Source organism: Methylobacterium sp. PvR107 (assembly GCF_017833295.1).
GTDB lineage: Bacteria > Pseudomonadota > Alphaproteobacteria > Rhizobiales > Beijerinckiaceae > Methylobacterium.
In genome coordinates, this window is record NZ_JAFIBW010000001.1 from 2,153,907 (window position 1) to 2,170,895 (window position 16,989).

The window sequence follows — 16,989 nt, forward strand, 5'->3', positions numbered from 1 at the left end:
CCCCTCTCCCGACCCCTGCTGACGCAGGGGCCACCCTGCCCTGCGGAGGGGGAGAGCGGCGCGGGCTTCAGTCACGCACTCACTCTCGCGGAAGACCGAAACCATGCTCGGCGACTACTCCCTCGGCGACCTCGGCGCGATCTTCGCCATGCAGGGCTTCGCCGGCCTGATCCTGTTTTCCGTCTACCTGCTGATGGCGCTCGGGCTCGCGATCATCTTCGGCCAGATGGGCGTGATCAACATGGCCCACGGGGAGTTCATGATCCTCGGCGCCTACGTCACCTATCTCTGCTCGACCTTCTTCCAATCCTACCTGCCGGCGCTCTTCCCGATCTACTTCTTCATCGCGATGGGCCTGGCGTTCCTCGCCTCCGGGGCACTGGGCATGCTGGTGGAATGGGGCCTGATCCGGTTCCTCTACAAGCGCCCGCTCGACACCCTGCTGGCCACCTGGGGCCTGTCGCTGATCCTCCAGCAGGCCTACCGGTCGATCTTCGGCGCCCGCGAGGTCGGCGTCGAGCTTCCGTCCTGGCTGATCGGATCGGTGCAGGTCACCGACACGATCGAGATCCCGATCAACGGCCTGTTCGTCATGGCCGTGACCATCCTGATCACCGTCAGCGTCGCGCTGCTGGTCTTCCGCTCGCGCTTCGGCCAGCAGGTCCGCGCCGTGATGTCGAACCGCGCCATGGCGGGCGCGGTGGGCATCGATACCGAGAAGGTCGACCGCTACACGTTCGGCCTCGGCTGCGGCATCGCCGGCATCGCCGGCTCGGCCTTCACGATGATCGGATCCACCGGACCGACCTCGGGCCAGCTCTACATCGTCGACACCTTCCTGATCGTCGTGTTCGGCGGCGCCGCGAGCCTCTTGGGCACCATCGCGTCGGCCTTCTCGATCTCCCAGACGCAATCGACCCTGGAGTTCTTCCTCTCCGGCTCGATGGCCAAGGTGATCACTCTGCTCGCGGTGGTCGGCATCCTGATGCTGAGGCCCCAGGGCCTCTTCACCCTCAAGGTCCGGCGCTGAGGATGTTTTCCCGATGACGAACCCGGTCCAGACCCTTACCAAGTCGGTCACCGTCAACGACAACCCGTTCATGAAGCCGGTGGAGTGGCTGAGCCTTCTGCTGCTCGCCGGGGTGATCCTGGTCGTCCTGCCGCTGATGCTCGACGGCTTCCGCCTGAACCTCGTCGGCAAGTACCTCACCTACGCGTTCGTGGCCCTCGGGCTGGTGATCTGCTGGGGCTACGCGGGCATCCTCTCGCTCGGCCAGGGCGTCTTCTTCGGCCTCGGCGGCTACTGCATGGCGATGTACTTGAAGCTCGAGGCTTCGAGCATCGAGAACACGAAGATCCAGTCCACGCCCGGCATCCCGGACTTCATGGACTGGAACCAGATCACCGCCCTCCCCTGGTTCTGGCAGCCGTTCAAGAGCCTGCCGCTGACGCTGATCCTGGCGGTGGCGGTCCCAATCCTGTTCGCGATGCTGATCTCCTTCGCGATGTTCAAGCGCCGGGTCGGCGGCACCTACTTCGCCATCATCACCCAGGCGATCGCCGCGATCCTGACCATCCTGATCGTCGGCCAGCAGGGCTATACCGGCGGCATCAACGGCATCACCGACCTGCGCACCCTCCACGGCTGGGACATCCGCACCGACCACGCGAAGGTCATCCTGTACTTCGTCAACGGCGGCCTGCTGATCGCCTGCATCCTGGCCGCGCAATACGTGAAGAAGTCGAAGCTCGGCCGCATCCTCGTCGCCATGCGCGACAAGGAGGACCGGGTCCGCTTCTCCGGCTACTCGGTGGCGGGCTTCAAGGTCTTCGCCTTCTGCTTCGCCGCCGGGCTGGCGGCGATCGGCGGCGCGATGTTCACCCTGCAGGTCGGCTTCATGTCGCCCTCCTTCGTGGGCATCGTCCCGTCGATCGAGATGGTGATCTACGCCGCGGTCGGCGGGCGCCTGTCCCTGTTCGGCGCGGTCTGGGGAACGCTCTTGGTCAACTGGGCCAAGACCAGCTTCTCCGAGAGCTTCCCGGACCTCTGGCTGTTCGGTCTCGGCGCCCTGTTCATCGCGGTGGTGCTGGCCTTCCCGAACGGTCTCGCCGGCATCTGGCGCGAACACATCGAGCCCCGCCTCACCCGCCGGGTGAAGGGGCTGCGCGCCCCGCCGCCCGCGATCGTCCCGCCCCACGGCACCCCGGCCGAGTGAGCCCCTTCATGAACGCCGCGATCCTCTCCTCCCCCGTGGTCGGCGCCGAGGCGGCCCCGCCCGACTACCTCCTCGCCGTCGAGGCGCTCACCGTCTCGTTCGACGGGTTCAAGGCGGTGAACGACGTGTCGTTCTACGTCGATCCGGACGAGATCCGGGTGATCATCGGGCCGAACGGCGCCGGCAAGACCACGGTCCTCGACCTGATCTGCGGGCGCACCAAGGCCAGCGCCGGCTCGATCAAGTACAAGGGCCAGGAGCTGACCAAGCTCTCCGAGAGCGCCATCGTGCAGGCCGGCGTCGGCCGCAAGTTCCAGACGCCGTCGATCTACGACGATCTGACGGTGTTCGAGAACCTCGAGATCTCGTTCCCCCGCGGCCGCTCCGTCTTCGGCGCCCTCACGTTCAAGCGGGACGCGGAGGTTCGCGACCGCATCCACGCCATCGCCGAGACGATCTTCCTGAAGGACCAGCTCAAGGAGCGGGCCGAATTCCTGAGCCACGGCCAGAAGCAGTGGCTGGAGATCGGGATGCTGCTGATCCAGGACCCGGAGCTGCTGATGCTCGACGAGCCGGTGGCCGGGATGAGCGTCGGCGAGCGGATCAAGACCGCCGAGCTGCTCAACCAGATCATCAAGGGCCGCTCGGTGCTGGTGATCGAGCACGACATGAAGTTCGTCGAGGACATCGCCCACCGGGTGACGGTGCTGCACCAGGGCAAGGTGCTCTCCGAAGGATCGATGGACCGGGTCAAGAACGACCCGAAGGTCATCGAAGTTTACTTGGGACATTGACGATGGCGTCGCTCCAGCCCGCGCATCCGCCCCTGGTCCAGGCGCCCCCGCTCGTCACAATCCCGTCCCCGACGCCAGCGCTCGCCGTCGAGGACCTGCACGCCGCCTACGGCCAGAGCGAGGTCCTGCACGGGCTCACCTTCTCGGTGGCCCCGGGCGAGATCGTCGCCGTGATGGGCCGCAACGGCATGGGCAAGACCACCCTGATGAAGACCCTGATGGGCCTCGTCCCGGTCAAGGCCGGGTCGATCCAGGTCGAGGGCGCGGACGTCGCCGGGCTCAAGAGCCACGCCCGGGTCGCCAAGGGCCTCGCCTACGTGCCGCAGGGCCGGATGATCTTCTCGACCATGACGGTCCAGGAGAACATCGAGACCGGCCTCACGGTCACCGGCACCCGCAAGGTGCCGCAGGACCTCTACGACATGTTCCCGGTGCTCCTGGAGATGAAGGGACGGCGCGGCGGCAACCTCTCGGGCGGGCAGCAGCAGCAGCTCGCCATCGCCCGGGCGCTGGCGAGTCGGCCAAAGGTCCTGCTCCTCGACGAGCCCACCGAGGGCATCCAGCCCTCGATCATCCGCGAGATGGGCCGGACCCTGAAGAAGATCCGCGACCAGCGCGGCCTTTCCATCGTGGTGTCCGAGCAGGTCCTGAGCTTCGCCCTCGACGTGGCCGACCGGGTGATCGTGATGGAGAACGGCGCCATCGTCCACGAGGCCCGGCGTGACGGGATCGACGAGGCCGCCGTCGCCCGGTTCCTGTCGGTCTAGGGGCGCAGCATGGCCGATCACGCCATCTTCGAACTCGGCGACTTCGTGCTCCAGTGCGGCAAGACGCTGCGCGCGGCCAAGCTCGCCTTCAAGACCTTCGGGACGTTGAGCCCCGCCAGGGACAACGCCATCGTCTACCCGACCTGGTACTCGGGCCAGCACACCGAGAACGAGTGGCTGATCGGCCCCGGCAAGGCGCTCGACCCGGACAAGTACTTCATCATCATCCCGAACATGTTCGGCAACGGGCTCTCGTCCTCGCCGAGCAACACGCCCGCGCCCTGGAACGGGCCGCGTTTCCCCAACGTCACCGCCTACGACAACGTCCGCGCCCAGCACCGCCTCGTCACCGAGCATTTCGGCATCGAGAAACTCGTGCTCGTCACCGGCTGGTCGATGGGCGCGCTCCAGACCTACCACTGGGCATCGATGTACCCCGACATGGTGCCGAAGATCCTGCCGTTTCAGGGTTCGGCCAAGTGCTCGCGGCACAATTACGTCTTTTTGGAAGGCGCCAAGGCGGCGCTCCAGGCCGACGCCGCCTGGGCGGAGGGCTGGTACACGCACCCGCCGACAAGGGGCCTGCGCGCCTTCGGCCGGGTCTACGCGGGCTGGGGCCTGTCGCAGACGTTCTACCGGCTCGAGGCCGACATGACCCACATGGGCTACGCCTCGCTGGAGGACTTCCTGATCGGGTTCTGGGAAGGCCTGTTCTACGAGCGCGACGCCAACAACCTGCTCGCCATGCTGTGGACGTGGCAGCACGGCGACATCAGCGCCAACGACACCTTCAAGGGCGACTTCAAGGCCGCGCTCGGCGCCATCCGCGCCAGGGCGATCCTGATGCCCGCCTCGACCGACCTGTATTTCCCGCCCGAGGACAACGCCATCGAGGCGGCCGCCATGCCGAACGCGGAACTGCGCGTGATCGACACGTGGTGGGGCCATTTCGCGGGCGGGCCCGGCACCAGCCCGGACGACATCAAGGTCCTCGACGACGCTCTGAAGGAGCTGCTCGCGAGCGGGTGAGAGACGCGCAACGGCGCGCGGACGGGGCCTGCCCCGGTTAAGTCAGGGAGCTGGAGACACGAGATGCCCGAGACGCTGATCAAGGTCGATCTCACGCAATCGGCCTACGACAACGACATGGTGCACAACCGCTGGCACCCCGACATCCCGATGGTCGCCTACGTGAAGCCGGGCGCGGACTTCATCGTCGAGACCTACGACTGGACCGGCGGCTTCATCAAGAACAACGATTCCGCCGACGACGTGCGCGACATCGACCTATCGATCGTGCACTTCCTCTCGGGCCCGATCGGCGTCGAGGGCGCCGAGCCCGGCGACCTGCTGGTGGTCGACCTCCTCGACATCGGCGCCAAGCCCGAGAGCCAGTGGGGCTTCAACGGCTTCTTCTCCAAGAAGAACGGCGGCGGCTTCCTGACCGAGCATTTCCCGCAGGCCCAGAAGTCGATCTGGGACTTCGAGGGCATGTTCACCAAGTCCCGCCACGTCCCGGGCGTGCGCTTCCCCGGCCTGATCCACCCCGGCCTGATCGGCTGCCTGCCCGATCCGAAGATGCTGGAGACCTGGAACACCCGCGAGAAGGCGCTCTACGACACCGATCCGGAGCGGGTGCCGGCGCTGGCCACCCTCCCCTTCGGTCCGACCGCCCACATGGGCCGCCTGAAGGGCGAGGCGAAGGACGCCGCCGCCGCTACGGGCGCCCGCACGGTCCCGCCGCGCGAGCACGGCGGCAATTGCGACATCAAGGACCTGTCGCGCGGCTCGAAGATCTACTTCCCGGTCTACGTGCCCGGCGCCGGCCTCTCGATGGGCGACCTGCACTTCAGCCAGGGCGACGGCGAGATCACCTTCTGCGGCGCCATCGAGATGGCCGGCTGGGTGCATCTCAAGGTCGAGCTGATCAAGGACGGCATGGCCAAGTACGGGATCAAGAACCCGATCTTCAAGCCGTCGCCGATCACGCCGAAATACGACGATCACCTGATCTTCGAGGGCATCTCGGTCGACGAGAGCGGCGGCCAGCACTACCTCGACGTTCACATCGCCTACCGGCAGGCCTGCCTGAACGCGATCGAGTACCTGAAGAAGTTCGGCTACTCGGGCGCGCAAGCCTACTCGATCCTCGGCACGGCGCCGGTCCAGGGCCACATCTCGGGCGTCGTCGACATCCCGAACGCCTGCGCGACGCTCTGGATACCGACCAAGATCTTCGAGTTCGACATCAATCCGGGCGCCGACGGACCGACCAAGTTCCTCGACGGCTCGATCCAGATGCCGCTCTCGCCGGATCTCTGATCCTCCGCTCGTCCGGTCTCACCACGGTCGGACCGGACGCGACCTGCCCCCTCTCCCGTACGGGAGAGGGGGCTCGCCTGTCGCCCGACCTGTCGCAAACTTCTCACCGTCTCTGAGGCGCTCCATGCCCGTCTACGACTACGCCTGCGAGGCCTGCGGCCCCTTCACGGTGATGCGGCCGATGGCGGAGTTCCGCGAGCCGCATGCCTGCCCGGATTGCGGCGGCACGAGCCAGCGGGCCTTCCTCACCGCGCCGCGCATCGCCGGCATGGATGCGGGACTGCGGGCCGCCCACGCCACCAACGAGCGCAGCCGCCACGCGCCGCGGCGCTCGGGCAGTCACGGGGCCGGCTGCGGCTGCTGCTCACCCAAGAAGGCGACCGCCGCCCCGGCCGCCGCCAAGAGCTTCCCGAAGGCGCGGCCCTGGATGATCAGCCACTGAGCCGCAAGCAACCGACGGACGATCACGCTCAGAAGGACATCACGCCATGATGCACGGAGACATCTCGTCCAGCCAGGACAGCGTCGGCGTCGCCGTCGTGAACTACAAGATGCCGCGCCTGCACACCCGCGCGGAGGTACTGGAGAACGCCAAGGCGATCGGCAAGATGATCGTCGGCATGAAGACCGGCCTGCCCGGCCTCGACCTCGTGATCTTCCCCGAATACTCGACCCACGGCATCATGTACGACGCCGACGAGATGTACGAGACCGCCTCGACAGTCCCGGGCGCCGAGACCGAGGTCTTCGCCGCCGCCTGCCGGGAGGCCAAGGTCTGGGGCGTGTTCTCGCTCACCGGCGAGCGCCACGAGGAGCACCCGCACAAGGCGCCCTACAACACCCTGATCCTGATGAACGACCAGGGCGAGATCGTCCAGAAGTACCGCAAGATCATGCCCTGGACGCCGATCGAGGGCTGGTATCCGGGCGACCGCACCTACGTGTCGGACGGGCCGAAGGGGTTGAAGATCAGCCTGATCATCTGCGACGACGGCAATTATCCCGAGATCTGGCGCGATTGCGCCATGCGGGGCGCCGAGCTGATCATCCGCTGCCAGGGCTACATGTACCCGGCGAAAGAACAGCAGATCGTCATCTCGAAGGCGATGGCCTTCGCCAACAACGTCTACGTCGCGGTCTCGAACGCCGCCGGGTTCGACGGCGTCTACACCTATTTCGGACACTCGGCGATCATCGGCTTCGACGGCCGAACGCTCGGCGAGTGCGGCGAGGAGGAGATGGGCATCCAGTACGCGGCCCTCTCCAAGTTCCTGATCCGGGATTTCCGCGCCCACGGCCAGTCGGAGAACCACCTCTTCAAGCTCCTGCACCGCGGCTACACCGGCATGATCAACTCGAAGGAGAACCGACAGGGGATGTCGGAATGCCCCTACGACTTCTACCGGCGCTGGATCGAGGATCCCGACGGAACCCGCGATGCCGTCCGGGCCATTACCCGTCAGAGCGTCGGCACGGAGGAATGCCCCATCGAGGGCATCCCCTTCGTGGGCAAGGGCGAGGGTGCCCCCGATCCGGCGCGCTGACCGCCGGTCATTCGGCCAGGAGAACCATGAACACGACTTCCCTCGGCCCCACCGCCTTCCGGGCCCCGGCCGTCCTGCTCTCCGGGCCGGTCGACTACGACATGTACAAGGACTTCCGCCGCCAGCTCGACGCGGCGGGGGACCGCGAGATCGTCGTCGTCGAGCTGACGACGCTCGGCGGCGATCCGGAGGTCGCCCGGATGATGGGCGAGGACATCCGCTTCAACAGCGCCATGGATCCGAACCGGCGGTTCGTGTTCCTCGGCAAGGCGGCGATCTACTCGGCCGGCACGACCTTCATGAGCTTCTTCGCCCGGCCGAACCGCTACCTGACCTGCGGCACGCGGCTGATGATCCATGAGCGCAAGATGAACAAGCAGCTTCACGTCGAGGGGCCGCTCACCACCTGCATCGCCTCCGTCAAGGCGACGCTCAACGAGATCCAGTGCTCGATCGAGATCCAGAACGAGGGCTTCGCGAACCTCGTCGCGGGCTCGGACGTCACCCTCGACGAGGTGCTCGAGAAGGCGCCGTCGAACTGGTATCTCGAGGCCGAGGAGGCGAAGCGGCGCGGCCTGATCGAGGCGGTGATCTGAACCGCATCTTTGCCAACGCCTTGAAGCAATCCAGGGCAGTGCGACGCCGGCGCGCGTGGCGCCGCTGGATCGCTCCGCTCCGCTCGCGAGGACGGCGAGTGCTCACGTCACCGGGTAGTCAGCCCCGAGGCTCGTCTCGCGCCACGCCTCGATCTCGGACAGCGCCCGCTTCAGGCGCGTCGTCACCGCGTCGTAGCCCCAGGCGCCGAGCACGAGGTGGCGCGGCGGATCCGCCGTCTCGGTCACCCGGATCATCGCCTCGCAGGCCCGCACCGGGTCGCCGGCCTGGGTGCCGCTCTTCTCCGACGTCGCCCTGAGGCGCGCGCCGGCGGTCTCGGCGTAGGCGGGGATCGCGTTCGGGGTCTGGACCAGGGAGCGGCCGGCCCAGTCGGTGCGGAACGGTCCCGGCGCGACGCAGGTGACGCGGATGCCGAGCGGCCCGGCCTCGGCAGCGAGCGAGTCCGAGAACCCTTCGACGGCGTGCTTGGTGGCGGCATAGTAGCCGGAGGCCGGGAAGCCCACGAAGCCCGCCACCGAGGTGATGTTGAGGATGTGGCCGGAGCGCTGCGTCCGCATCACCGGCAGCACGGCCCGGGTCAGAGCGAACAGGCCGAACACGTTGGCGTCGAACTGGGCGCGGATCTTGTCCTCCTCGCCCTCCTCGATCGAGGCTTGGTAGCCGTAGCCGGCGTTGTTCACGAGCACGTCGATCCGCCCGAACCGCGCCTGGGCGGCGCGGACGGCCTCGGCGATCTGGCCGGCCGCTGTGACGTCGAGGGCGAGGGCGAGCACCCGGTCCTCGGCGCCCCGCGCGAGGTCGGCGACCTTGGCGCGGTCGCGGGCCGTCACGACGGCGCGCCACCCGCGCCCGATGACGAGCCGCGCGAGCTCCAGGCCGAAGCCGGTGGAGCAGCCGGTGATGAACCAGACCGGATCGCTGTTCTGCGTCATGGGATGTCCTGCGCTCGGGCGGCGGGGTCAGGGCGTCGCGGCCGGCTCCGTCAGGCGATCGACCGAGAGAAGGTAGGCGATCAGCGCCGTCTGCTCCTCCGACGTCACCCCCGAGCCGGCATCCGCCCAGAAGGCGTGCCCCTTGCCGGTAACGCGGGCGATCCGAGCCGTATCCGAGGCGGCGTTGGCGGCGATCACCCGCGCCCGGAGATCCCGGTCGACCAGGGCGCGCAGGCTGTTGGCGGGATCGGGGGCGACACCCTTGTACAGCGTGCCCGGGACGCCGAGCTGCGACTCCGCGTCGGACCCGACAGCCACGCCGGAATCGTGCAGGTACGGCGCCGTCCAAGCAAGGCCCACGAGGTTCGGCACCTTGTAGCCGCCCTCGGTGCCACCCTGGCCCCAGGCGAGCTGAACCTGAGCGAGGTCCTCGCCCGCGAGCGGCACCGGAACGATCACCGGATCGGCCGGGACCGGGAACGGCGTGTCGGTGGCGAACAGCGTCGGCGCCGAGAGGCGCGCCTCCATCTTGGCGCCCGCCCGCGCGCGGGTCGGCTCGGTGCCGATTTCGGCCTCCGGAACGACCCGGTGGTTGGTGAGCGCAGGTCCGGAATGGCAGGTGCCGCAACCGGCCTTCTCGAACACCGCACGGCCCGCCCGGACCCGGTCCGGATCCTGCCCGGCCGCGGGCGGGTGCAGCAGGTTCTGGAAGGCCGACATGGCGTTGTTGGCATGGTTGACCGGCTCCCCGGTCACGGACGTGAAGAGCCCGTTGTCGGTGACGTAATTGGTCGCCGGATAGGTCGGCAGCACCGCGTAGCTGTTCAGGCCCGGCGAGGCCGGGGTCGGATCGACGCTGCGCAGCACCTCCGACGGGCTCCGGCCGCCGTCCGGCCTGTAGCGGAAAGCCTCCGTGGCCGACCCACGCAGGACGATGCCGAGATACGTCTCCGGATCCATGCCGAACAGCCAAGGCGCGGCGGCGGCGAGCTGGGTCGTATCGGAATTGGCCGCGTGGACGTTGTTGTTGAGCGAGGACAGGCCCGCGAAGGGTCCGATCGCCTCGCGCCCGCTCCAGCTGTAGGGCTCCCCGTGCGCCGAGAAGCTCGACGGGATCGAGGTCGGGTTGGTGACCCGGTCGGCGGACGAGTCGAAGCTGCCCGGCGGCCAGCTCGCCACCTGCACCTTCGTGGCCGCCTCGACGGAAGCGAGATCCGGCAGCGCCGGGCCCATCGTGGACGAGCCGGTATGCTGCGGGTCGGCGGTTGGCCGGGCGTCGGCTTCCGGCACGCTGGCGTGCATGAAGTAGGCCGAGGAATTCTTGGCAAGCGCCATCAGAAGCCCGGCATTGAGATCGGTGTTGGGCGCGCCCTCCACGACCTTGCCGGTACCGGGATCGACCGCCGCGTGGCACAGGGCGCAGGTGATGCCCATGCGCAGGTGGCCGCGGTCGGAGAAGGTCTTGATCCCGATGATGAAGGCCCCGCCCTTCGGCACGTCGAGCCCGGTCGGGACCAGCTCGCCCGTCCGGTAGACGCGGTCGCCGACGCGCACGTCGTTGGCCATGGCGACCTGGAGGTTGGTGGTGCCCTGGCCGCCGAGCTTGGCCACCGCCAGGGCGACGGCGCCGGGCGTGAGGCCGCCGTCGAGCATGCCCATGACGTCGGTGAGGAAGACCTCGTTGCCGAACGTCTCCTGGTAGAAGGCCTGCCGCCCGCGCTCGACCATAACGGGATCGATCGCCACGGCGCCGCTCCCCGGCGCGAGCTCCTTCCGTCCGGCCTCAGTGCCGGTCAGGCGGTCGGCCTCCGCGCGGGAGACCCGGCGGCCGAGGACGTCGAAGGCGGTCTGAATCGGGTAGCGGTCGGGGTTGAGCAGGTCCGCCCGGTCGGGCATCGGCGCGTAGCTGAAGCGGCCGAGGCTCAGGGTCACGCCCGCCGCGACGGTTACGAACCCAGCGGCGATCAGGATGCGGCGCGGCCAACCCATGAACCCTGATCGTCCTTCCCGGCGCCGGACCGCGGATATGCGGGGATCGAGGGCCGGGCCTTTAACCGCCGGATACGGCCAGGGTTCATCCCGGCGGCCGGGACGGGGCGTCGCGTCCCGCCCCAGCCCGACTGACGCCGTCAGATCGGGACGCGGCCGCCATCGGCAAACAGTTCGACACCGTTGACGAAACTGGCCGCATCCGAGGCGAGGAACAGCACCGCCTGGGCGATCTCGTCCGGCTGCCCGATGCGCCCGGCCGTCCGCGTCCTGATCGACCATCTGGCGGCGGCATTTCCGAAGCTGTGATCCCGATGCCGGGGCGTCCGGCCTAGTAGCCCCGCGCCGCGTCGACGCCGCCGGGCGGCCGTCCGGTCCGGCGGTAATCCCGGATGTTGGCCGCGACGGTGGCGGCGGCCGAGTCCATGTCGGTCGGGCCGGAGACATGCGGCAGCACGGTCACCCCCGGATGTCCCCAGAGAGCGGATTCCGCCGGCAGCGGCTCGACGTCGAACACGTCGAGCACCGCATGCGTGAGATGACCGCTGTCGAGCGCCGCGACCAGGTCCTCGGTTACGACGATCGGCCCGCGGGCGAAATTGATCAGCGCCGCACCGGGCTTGAGCGCCGCGAGCCGCGCGGCGTTCACGAGGCCGCGCGTCTCGGCGGTCAGGGGCACGAGGCAGACGAGGATGTCGCACCGACCCAGCATCGCCGTGAGCCCGTCGGTCCCGTGGACCGTGTCGATGCCCGCAACCGCCTTCGGCGTGCGGCTCCATCCGACGACGCGGAAGCCCCCGCCGGTGAGCCGGTCGGCCGCCGCGGTGCCGAGCGCTCCGAGCCCGAGCAGGCCCACGTTCGTATCGGCTGGCTTGCGATAGGCGCGCGGGCGCCAGACGCGGTCGCGCTGCTGACGCGCATAGGCCGGCATGTCGCGCTGGAGATAGTAGGTCCAGGCAAGGACCGCTTCCGCCATGGTGCGCGCCATCTCCCGGTCGACGAGGCGGACGATCGGCAGCGGCCGGTCGAAGGCGCCGACGAGCTTCTCGACACCGGCCCAAAGGCTCTGCACCCAGACGAGCCCCGGCAGGGCCGCGACCTCGGCGGGATCGGGGTTCGCCACCACGGCGATCCGCGCGGCCATCCGCTCCGCGGCCGCCATCGTCCGGAACGGCGCGAGGCGTTCCTCGGGCATCGCCGCCGACAGGATGTGCAGATATTCCGCCTCCTGCGCCGGGCTCTTGCATCCGACCAGGGCGATGGTTTCCGACATCCGCCAACTCCGTACCGGCCTCGAGCCCGTCATCCGCGAGGGACGAAGCAGGCGCTGTGCCTCAGTGGCCCGGAATCGCCAAGCCTGAAAGGCCGCTCGGTCAGCGCGCCTCGAGCAGCGCCGGGTAGACAAGGCGCACGTTGCGGCGCTCCGCCGGGATGGCGATCTCGGCACGCTTGCGGATGCTGCCGGTCGTGCTCGCGAGTGCCGGCTCGGTCGGCCGGAGGCGCCACCGATCGGCGGCCGGAATCTGGACGCGGGGCTTCGGCCGTTCGAGGTGGACATCCGCTCCTTCCGTCGGGACGATCGCCAGCCCGGCGAACGTCATCGTCGCCAGCATGGCGAGGCGGATGAAAGATTGGGGGCGGAAACGGGCAGGTCGGGAGGGCATGAGGGGGCACCGCGTGAACGCCCCCTTTCTGCGCGCAGCAAGTGAAGACCAGATCGAACCGAATCGATTCCCAAGTCGTTGCCAACACCTGCCTGCAGTCGCGGTAAATGCCGGCTGTTCAGGTACGGTAAACGCCAGTTCAGGGGGGCATGTGCGGATGGCGAGCAAGGTCGAGGGAGGCTCCGGAACCCCGGAGCGGGCGGAGATTGGTCGCGTGATCGACACCGACATCTCCGCGCGGCTTGACCGGCTGCCCTGGGGCCGTTTCCACGTTCTCGTCATCGTGGCGCTCGGCATCACCTGGGTGCTCGACGGTCTGGAAGTGACGCTGGCGGGCTCGCTCGTCGGCGCCCTGCGCAAGCCGCCGATGTCCTTCTCCGAATTCGACGTGGGGCTGGCCGCCTCCTGCTACCTCGTGGGCGCGGTCACGGGTGCGATCGGCTTCGGCTGGCTGACGGACCGGATCGGCCGCAAGAAGCTGTTCTTCATCACGCTGGCCCTCTATCTGGTCGCCACGGCGGCCACAGGCCTGTCCTGGAACGTCTGGAGCTTCTGCCTCTTCCGCTTCTTCACCGGGGCGGGGATCGGTGGCGAGTACACGGCGATCAACTCCACCATCCAGGAACTGGTCCCGGCCCGGGTCCGGGGCTGGACCAATTTGGTCATCAACGGCTCGTTCTGGATCGGCGCTGCGCTCGGCTCATTCATGTCGATCGTGCTGCTGAAGCCCGAGGTGATCGATCCGGCCTGGGGCTGGCGCGTCGCCTTCTTCACGGGCGGTGCCATCGGCCTCGTGATCCTGCTCCTGCGCACCTGGATTCCCGAGAGCCCGCGCTGGCTCGCCACCCACGGCTACGCCGCGGAGGCCGACCGGGTCGTCACCGGCATCGAGCAGCGCTTCAAGGACGAGGGCGTAACGCTGCCGCCGGTGGACGAGAGCAAGCGCATGAAGGTGCGCACCCGCGACCACACCCCGCTGTCGGAGGTGTTCAAGGCGCTGTTCGTCACGAGCCGCAAGGAGACCATGGTCGGCCTCGCGCTGATGATCGCGCAGGCGTTCTTCTACAACGCCCTGTTCTTCACCTACGCGCTGGTGCTCGAGCGCTTCTACGACGTGCCGGGCAACAGCGTCGGCTGGTACCTGCTGCCCTTCGCGCTGGGCTCGTTCCTCGGGCCGGTGCTGCTCGGCCGCCTGTTCGACACGATCGGCCGGCGCAAGATGATCGCCTTCACCTACGGTATCTCGGCGCTGCTGCTCGCCGGCGTCGGCCTGCTGTTCCGCCTCGACGTGCTCGGGCCGGCCGGGCAGACGGGGGCCTGGATGGTGGTGTTCTTCTTCGCCTCGGCGGCGGCGAGCTCGGCCTATCTCACCGTCTCCGAGACCTTCCCGCTGGAGATCCGGGCGCTCGCCATCGCGGCTTTCTACGCGGTCGGTACCGGCATCGGGGGCGTCTCGGGCCCGCTCCTGTTCGGGTCCCTGGTGGAGACCGGCTCCCGCGACTGGGTGCTGTTCGGCTACGGGATCGGGGCCGTGCTGATGCTCGTCGCCGCGGTGGTCGGCGGGATCTGGGGCACAGCCGCGGAGGGCAAGTCGCTGGAGGAGGTGTCGAAGCCTCTGGCGGCGGCCTGAGCCCCTGCACGCATCGGCCTTCGTCCTTGCCAGCAGAGCGAAGCAATCCAGAGCGCGCTACGCCGTTGGCCTCGCGCTGCCTCGGATTGCTTCGTTGCGCACGATGACGCGCAAGAGGCGGTCACGCACCCTTCCGCCACACCTGCCCATGGTAGACGAACTTGCCGCCCTCGTTCGCCAGGGCGGCAAGCCCCCGGAACGCCGGATCCTGAACGGTGATCACGCTGGTCGGGATCTGGCGCATCATCTCGGCGAAGGGAGCCTTCCGCTCGAAGGCCGTGCGAAATCCGCTCTCCTGCAGAACCTTGAGGATCCGGGGCGCGATGCCGCCGCCGATATAGACGCCGCTCGTCGCCAGGAAGGTCAGCGCAAGGTCGCCGCAAACGCGGCCGAGCAGCCGCCCGAACAGCTCCAGGGTCTCGGCGGCGTGCGGGTCGGAGGCGCTGAGCCCCGCCTCGGTCACGGCCGCAGGATCCATCTTCTCGTGCGGTTGGCCGGTACGCACATGGGCAACGGCAGCGTGAAGCCGCGCCAGACCCGGCCCCGACAGCACCGTCTCCACGGTGATGCGATCCTCCACCCGCTCGAGGACGTGCCAGATTTTCTCCTCGAAATCGTCGGTGGGGCCGAAATCGGTGTGGCCGACCTCGGTCGAGACGATCGCGAGATGGGCGGCGTAGGGCACCAGGGCCGCGGCGCCGAAACCGGTCCCGGGCCCAAGCACCACGCGGGCGCCGCCCGGAATTGGCGGACAGGGTCCGACCGGCGACAGGTCGTGCGGCTCGATATCGGCGGCACCGGCCGCGACCGGCACGTAATCATTCACCACCACCGTGGAGGAGAGCCCGAAATCCTCGGCGATGCGCTGCCCGGCGATCTTCCAATGGGCGTTGGTCAGCTGGATCTCGGGCCCGTCGATCCGGCCGGCGATGGCCAGGATCGCCGAGCGCGGTCGGGGTGCGTGGTCCCCGCCCTTGGCCAGGGATGCCTTGATGGCGCTGGACGGATCGGTGTGATCGGCGGTGGCCTCGTGCGACAGGAGGCGGGGCTGATCGCCCTTCGTCTCGATGAGGCCGAAGCGGGCATTCGTGCCGCCGATGTCGCCGACCAGAACCGGAAACTCGAACATCGAAAGGCTACCTCTTTTCTCTGGCCCACCCCAGGCGGGATATAGGACCGCCGACGGCGCGGGCGGGCCGATCCAATTTAGGTCCCTGGCGGTGAGACCCAGTGCCAGGATGGCCGACCCATCAGGATGTCGTCACCTTCCCACGCCTCCGGCCGAGCGCGCCAAGATGCGTATCGCCGAAACCGCTGCCGTATTTAAGACCGTAGCCGAGCATGCGGTCCAGGCCGACATGGGCGAGCCAGATCAGAGCCACACCGGCGAAGACGGGTTGATGCAGGCTCGCCGCCAAGCCCAGGGCGATCAGCGGCCCGGCGAACGTATGGAGTGCATTGTACAGCACGGCGCCGAACCGTGGGCCGGCGACGTATCCGAGCATGCTGAGATCGGGCGCGAGGATCAGTACGGCGAACATCCACCAGGGCTGCCCGAGCCAGGCATACGCCCCGACGGCAGTGCCGAGGATGCCGGCGCCCTCGATCCGCAGCAGCACGCGCGGGACGCCGCGTACGAAACCGTCCGGCATCGTGATCCTCGTCGTATGCCCGGGGGCGAGTTTCGGGACTGCCGTCCTCCCGCGCGGGCCGAGAGGCATTCCAAAGGCTCGGCAATAACGAGGCCGCTCCTCACTCAGGCCGGCGGCAAAGCCGCCGGATCGATGGTGCCGCCCTCGGCCCAGTCCAGCAGCAGCGCGCGGACGGCGGACGGATCCGGCAGGCGCCGGCCCGCCACGGTGTCGCCGTCGCCGACCCGAACCGCGATGCCGCCATCCTCGTTCACCGACGCGAAAGCGATCTCGTCGGTGCGGTCGTCGCCGAAGAAGACCGGCCTGCGCCCCGCATAGGGCGCCTGCTCCAGGAAGGCCCGGATCGCGTGAGCCTTCGTCGCCTGTGCGGGGACAATCTCGCCGACCGCCTTGCCGAGCTGAAGCCGGTATGGGCTCCCCAGGGCATCGGCCGCAGCCTTGACCAGCGTCTCCGCCCGGCCGGCATCCTCGGAATTGGCGAGACGCCAGTGCACAGCCACCGAGGCGCCCTTGTCCTCGATCAGCACGTTGGCCAGCGCCGCGCTCTCCGCCTGGAGGTACTCGACCTGCCGGCGCAGATCCGGGTGGTCCTCCGCCCGTCCGCCCGAGAGGCGCCCGTCGACGCGACGCTCGACCCCATGGAGCCCGGCCGCATCGAGGCGGGCCGGGGCCAGGAAATCGTCGATCACCGAGACCGGGCGCCCGGTCACGATCGCGAGGGCGCCGCCGAGGCGCTCACGCAGCCGTTCCAGCGTATCCACCAGGCCGGGTGCGACCTGCACGGCGTCGGGCCGCGGCGCGATCTCGGCGAGGGTGCCGTCGAAGTCGAGGAAGAGGGCGATGTCCATCGCGGGCGATCCCGGG

Annotated in this window: 17 protein-coding genes and 1 pseudogene; 10 read left to right on the forward strand and 8 right to left on the reverse strand. The window is 68.7% G+C overall.

What is annotated here, in order from left to right; genetic code table 11:
* The first annotated feature begins 103 nt into the window (after positions 1 to 103).
* The 9 genes from urtB to JOE48_RS10145 all read left to right on the forward strand — a co-directional run bounded on the left by urtB (position 104) and on the right by JOE48_RS10145 (position 8,239).
* Positions 104 to 1,030: an urea ABC transporter permease subunit UrtB gene (gene urtB, locus JOE48_RS10105; protein WP_210029554.1), complete on the forward strand. Its 927-nt coding sequence runs from the start codon at positions 104 to 106 to the stop codon at positions 1,028 to 1,030.
* 13 nt (positions 1,031 to 1,043) lie between these two features.
* Positions 1,044 to 2,216 carry an urea ABC transporter permease subunit UrtC gene (urtC, locus tag JOE48_RS10110; RefSeq protein ID WP_210029556.1) on the forward strand — a complete coding sequence of 391 codons (1,173 nt, stop codon included), beginning with the start codon at positions 1,044 to 1,046 and terminating at the stop codon, positions 2,214 to 2,216.
* Between the two features lie 8 nt (positions 2,217 to 2,224).
* Entirely contained in the window at positions 2,225 to 3,010 is a 786-nt protein-coding gene (gene urtD / locus JOE48_RS10115) for an urea ABC transporter ATP-binding protein UrtD (protein ID WP_210029558.1), read from the forward strand.
* Between the two features lie 2 nt (positions 3,011 to 3,012).
* Positions 3,013 to 3,777 carry an urea ABC transporter ATP-binding subunit UrtE gene (urtE, locus tag JOE48_RS10120; RefSeq protein ID WP_245252781.1) on the forward strand — a complete coding sequence of 255 codons (765 nt, stop codon included), beginning with the start codon at positions 3,013 to 3,015 and terminating at the stop codon, positions 3,775 to 3,777.
* Positions 3,778 to 3,786: 9 nt separating this feature from the next.
* Positions 3,787 to 4,806, forward strand: coding sequence for an alpha/beta fold hydrolase (locus tag JOE48_RS10125; RefSeq protein WP_210029560.1), 1,020 nt, complete (start codon positions 3,787 to 3,789; stop codon positions 4,804 to 4,806).
* 63 nt (positions 4,807 to 4,869) lie between these two features.
* Positions 4,870 to 6,099, forward strand: a complete 1,230-nt coding sequence (gene fmdA, locus JOE48_RS10130; protein WP_210029562.1) for a formamidase — start codon at positions 4,870 to 4,872, stop codon at positions 6,097 to 6,099.
* A gap of 124 nt (positions 6,100 to 6,223) precedes the next feature.
* Positions 6,224 to 6,541: an FmdB family zinc ribbon protein gene (locus JOE48_RS10135; protein WP_020090551.1), complete on the forward strand. Its 318-nt coding sequence runs from the start codon at positions 6,224 to 6,226 to the stop codon at positions 6,539 to 6,541.
* 46 nt (positions 6,542 to 6,587) lie between these two features.
* Positions 6,588 to 7,643, forward strand: a complete 1,056-nt coding sequence (locus JOE48_RS10140) for an aliphatic amidase (protein ID WP_210029564.1) — start codon at positions 6,588 to 6,590, stop codon at positions 7,641 to 7,643.
* A gap of 26 nt (positions 7,644 to 7,669) precedes the next feature.
* Entirely contained in the window at positions 7,670 to 8,239 is a 570-nt protein-coding gene (locus JOE48_RS10145; RefSeq protein ID WP_210029565.1) for a ClpP family protease, read from the forward strand.
* Positions 8,240 to 8,341: 102 nt separating this feature from the next.
* On the opposite strand, the gene JOE48_RS10150 is transcribed toward JOE48_RS10145, so the two are convergent.
* The 5 genes and pseudogenes from JOE48_RS10150 to JOE48_RS10170 form a co-directional block, all read right to left on the reverse strand.
* A complete protein-coding gene (locus tag JOE48_RS10150; protein ID WP_210029566.1) occupies positions 8,342 to 9,190 on the reverse strand; it encodes an oxidoreductase in 849 nt (282 codons plus the stop codon).
* Positions 9,191 to 9,217: 27 nt separating this feature from the next.
* Positions 9,218 to 11,179 (reverse strand): cytochrome C oxidase Cbb3, encoded by a 1,962-nt coding sequence (locus tag JOE48_RS10155; protein ID WP_210029567.1) that lies wholly within the window; start codon positions 11,177 to 11,179, stop codon positions 9,218 to 9,220.
* A 140-nt stretch (positions 11,180 to 11,319) separates the two neighbouring features.
* A pseudogene (locus tag JOE48_RS31220) lies at positions 11,320 to 11,490 on the reverse strand (SDR family oxidoreductase); the annotation flags it as partial.
* 20 nt (positions 11,491 to 11,510) lie between these two features.
* The gene (locus JOE48_RS10165; protein ID WP_210029569.1) at positions 11,511 to 12,452 is read right to left on the reverse strand and encodes a 2-hydroxyacid dehydrogenase; all 942 of its coding nucleotides are present in this window, start codon (positions 12,450 to 12,452) and stop codon (positions 11,511 to 11,513) included.
* Between the two features lie 100 nt (positions 12,453 to 12,552).
* Positions 12,553 to 12,843, reverse strand: coding sequence for a hypothetical protein (locus tag JOE48_RS10170; protein ID WP_245252782.1), 291 nt, complete (start codon positions 12,841 to 12,843; stop codon positions 12,553 to 12,555).
* A 157-nt stretch (positions 12,844 to 13,000) separates the two neighbouring features.
* Between JOE48_RS10170 and JOE48_RS10175 the strand changes: the two genes are divergently transcribed.
* A complete protein-coding gene (locus JOE48_RS10175; RefSeq protein ID WP_210029571.1) occupies positions 13,001 to 14,473 on the forward strand; it encodes an MFS transporter in 1,473 nt (490 codons plus the stop codon).
* A 121-nt stretch (positions 14,474 to 14,594) separates the two neighbouring features.
* Here the strand turns inward: JOE48_RS10175 and JOE48_RS10180 are convergent, their stop codons facing one another.
* From JOE48_RS10180 to otsB, 3 genes are all read right to left on the reverse strand, one after another.
* Positions 14,595 to 15,602, reverse strand: coding sequence for a glucokinase (locus tag JOE48_RS10180; protein WP_210029573.1), 1,008 nt, complete (start codon positions 15,600 to 15,602; stop codon positions 14,595 to 14,597).
* Between the two features lie 121 nt (positions 15,603 to 15,723).
* Positions 15,724 to 16,125 carry a DUF4260 domain-containing protein gene (locus tag JOE48_RS10185; protein ID WP_210029574.1) on the reverse strand — a complete coding sequence of 134 codons (402 nt, stop codon included), beginning with the start codon at positions 16,123 to 16,125 and terminating at the stop codon, positions 15,724 to 15,726.
* Positions 16,126 to 16,229: 104 nt separating this feature from the next.
* Positions 16,230 to 16,973 (reverse strand): trehalose-phosphatase, encoded by a 744-nt coding sequence (otsB, locus tag JOE48_RS10190; RefSeq protein WP_210029575.1) that lies wholly within the window; start codon positions 16,971 to 16,973, stop codon positions 16,230 to 16,232.
* Between the last annotated feature and the right edge of the window lie 16 nt (positions 16,974 to 16,989).

Bases quoted from the DNA above. Each gene is read 5' to 3' on its own strand.
- urtC (WP_210029556.1), top strand. From the start codon at position 1,044: ATGACGAACCCGGTCCAGACCCTTACCAAGTCGGTCACCGTCAACGAC.
- JOE48_RS10135 (WP_020090551.1), top strand. From the start codon at position 6,224: ATGCCCGTCTACGACTACGCCTGCGAGGCCTGCGGCCCCTTCACGGTG.
- JOE48_RS10170 (WP_245252782.1), bottom strand. From the start codon at position 12,843: ATGCCCTCCCGACCTGCCCGTTTCCGCCCCCAATCTTTCATCCGCCTC.
- JOE48_RS10175 (WP_210029571.1), top strand. From the start codon at position 13,001: ATGGCGAGCAAGGTCGAGGGAGGCTCCGGAACCCCGGAGCGGGCGGAG.
- otsB (WP_210029575.1), bottom strand. From the start codon at position 16,973: ATGGACATCGCCCTCTTCCTCGACTTCGACGGCACCCTCGCCGAGATC.
- urtE (WP_245252781.1), top strand. From the start codon at position 3,013: ATGGCGTCGCTCCAGCCCGCGCATCCGCCCCTGGTCCAGGCGCCCCCG.
- JOE48_RS10140 (WP_210029564.1), top strand. From the start codon at position 6,588: ATGATGCACGGAGACATCTCGTCCAGCCAGGACAGCGTCGGCGTCGCC.
- JOE48_RS10155 (WP_210029567.1), bottom strand. From the start codon at position 11,179: ATGGGTTGGCCGCGCCGCATCCTGATCGCCGCTGGGTTCGTAACCGTC.
- JOE48_RS10150 (WP_210029566.1), bottom strand. From the start codon at position 9,190: ATGACGCAGAACAGCGATCCGGTCTGGTTCATCACCGGCTGCTCCACC.
- fmdA (WP_210029562.1), top strand. From the start codon at position 4,870: ATGCCCGAGACGCTGATCAAGGTCGATCTCACGCAATCGGCCTACGAC.
- JOE48_RS10145 (WP_210029565.1), top strand. From the start codon at position 7,670: ATGAACACGACTTCCCTCGGCCCCACCGCCTTCCGGGCCCCGGCCGTC.
- JOE48_RS10165 (WP_210029569.1), bottom strand. From the start codon at position 12,452: ATGTCGGAAACCATCGCCCTGGTCGGATGCAAGAGCCCGGCGCAGGAG.
- urtB (WP_210029554.1), top strand. From the start codon at position 104: ATGCTCGGCGACTACTCCCTCGGCGACCTCGGCGCGATCTTCGCCATG.
- JOE48_RS10125 (WP_210029560.1), top strand. From the start codon at position 3,787: ATGGCCGATCACGCCATCTTCGAACTCGGCGACTTCGTGCTCCAGTGC.
- JOE48_RS10180 (WP_210029573.1), bottom strand. From the start codon at position 15,602: ATGTTCGAGTTTCCGGTTCTGGTCGGCGACATCGGCGGCACGAATGCC.
- JOE48_RS10185 (WP_210029574.1), bottom strand. From the start codon at position 16,125: ATGCCGGACGGTTTCGTACGCGGCGTCCCGCGCGTGCTGCTGCGGATC.
- urtD (WP_210029558.1), top strand. From the start codon at position 2,225: ATGAACGCCGCGATCCTCTCCTCCCCCGTGGTCGGCGCCGAGGCGGCC.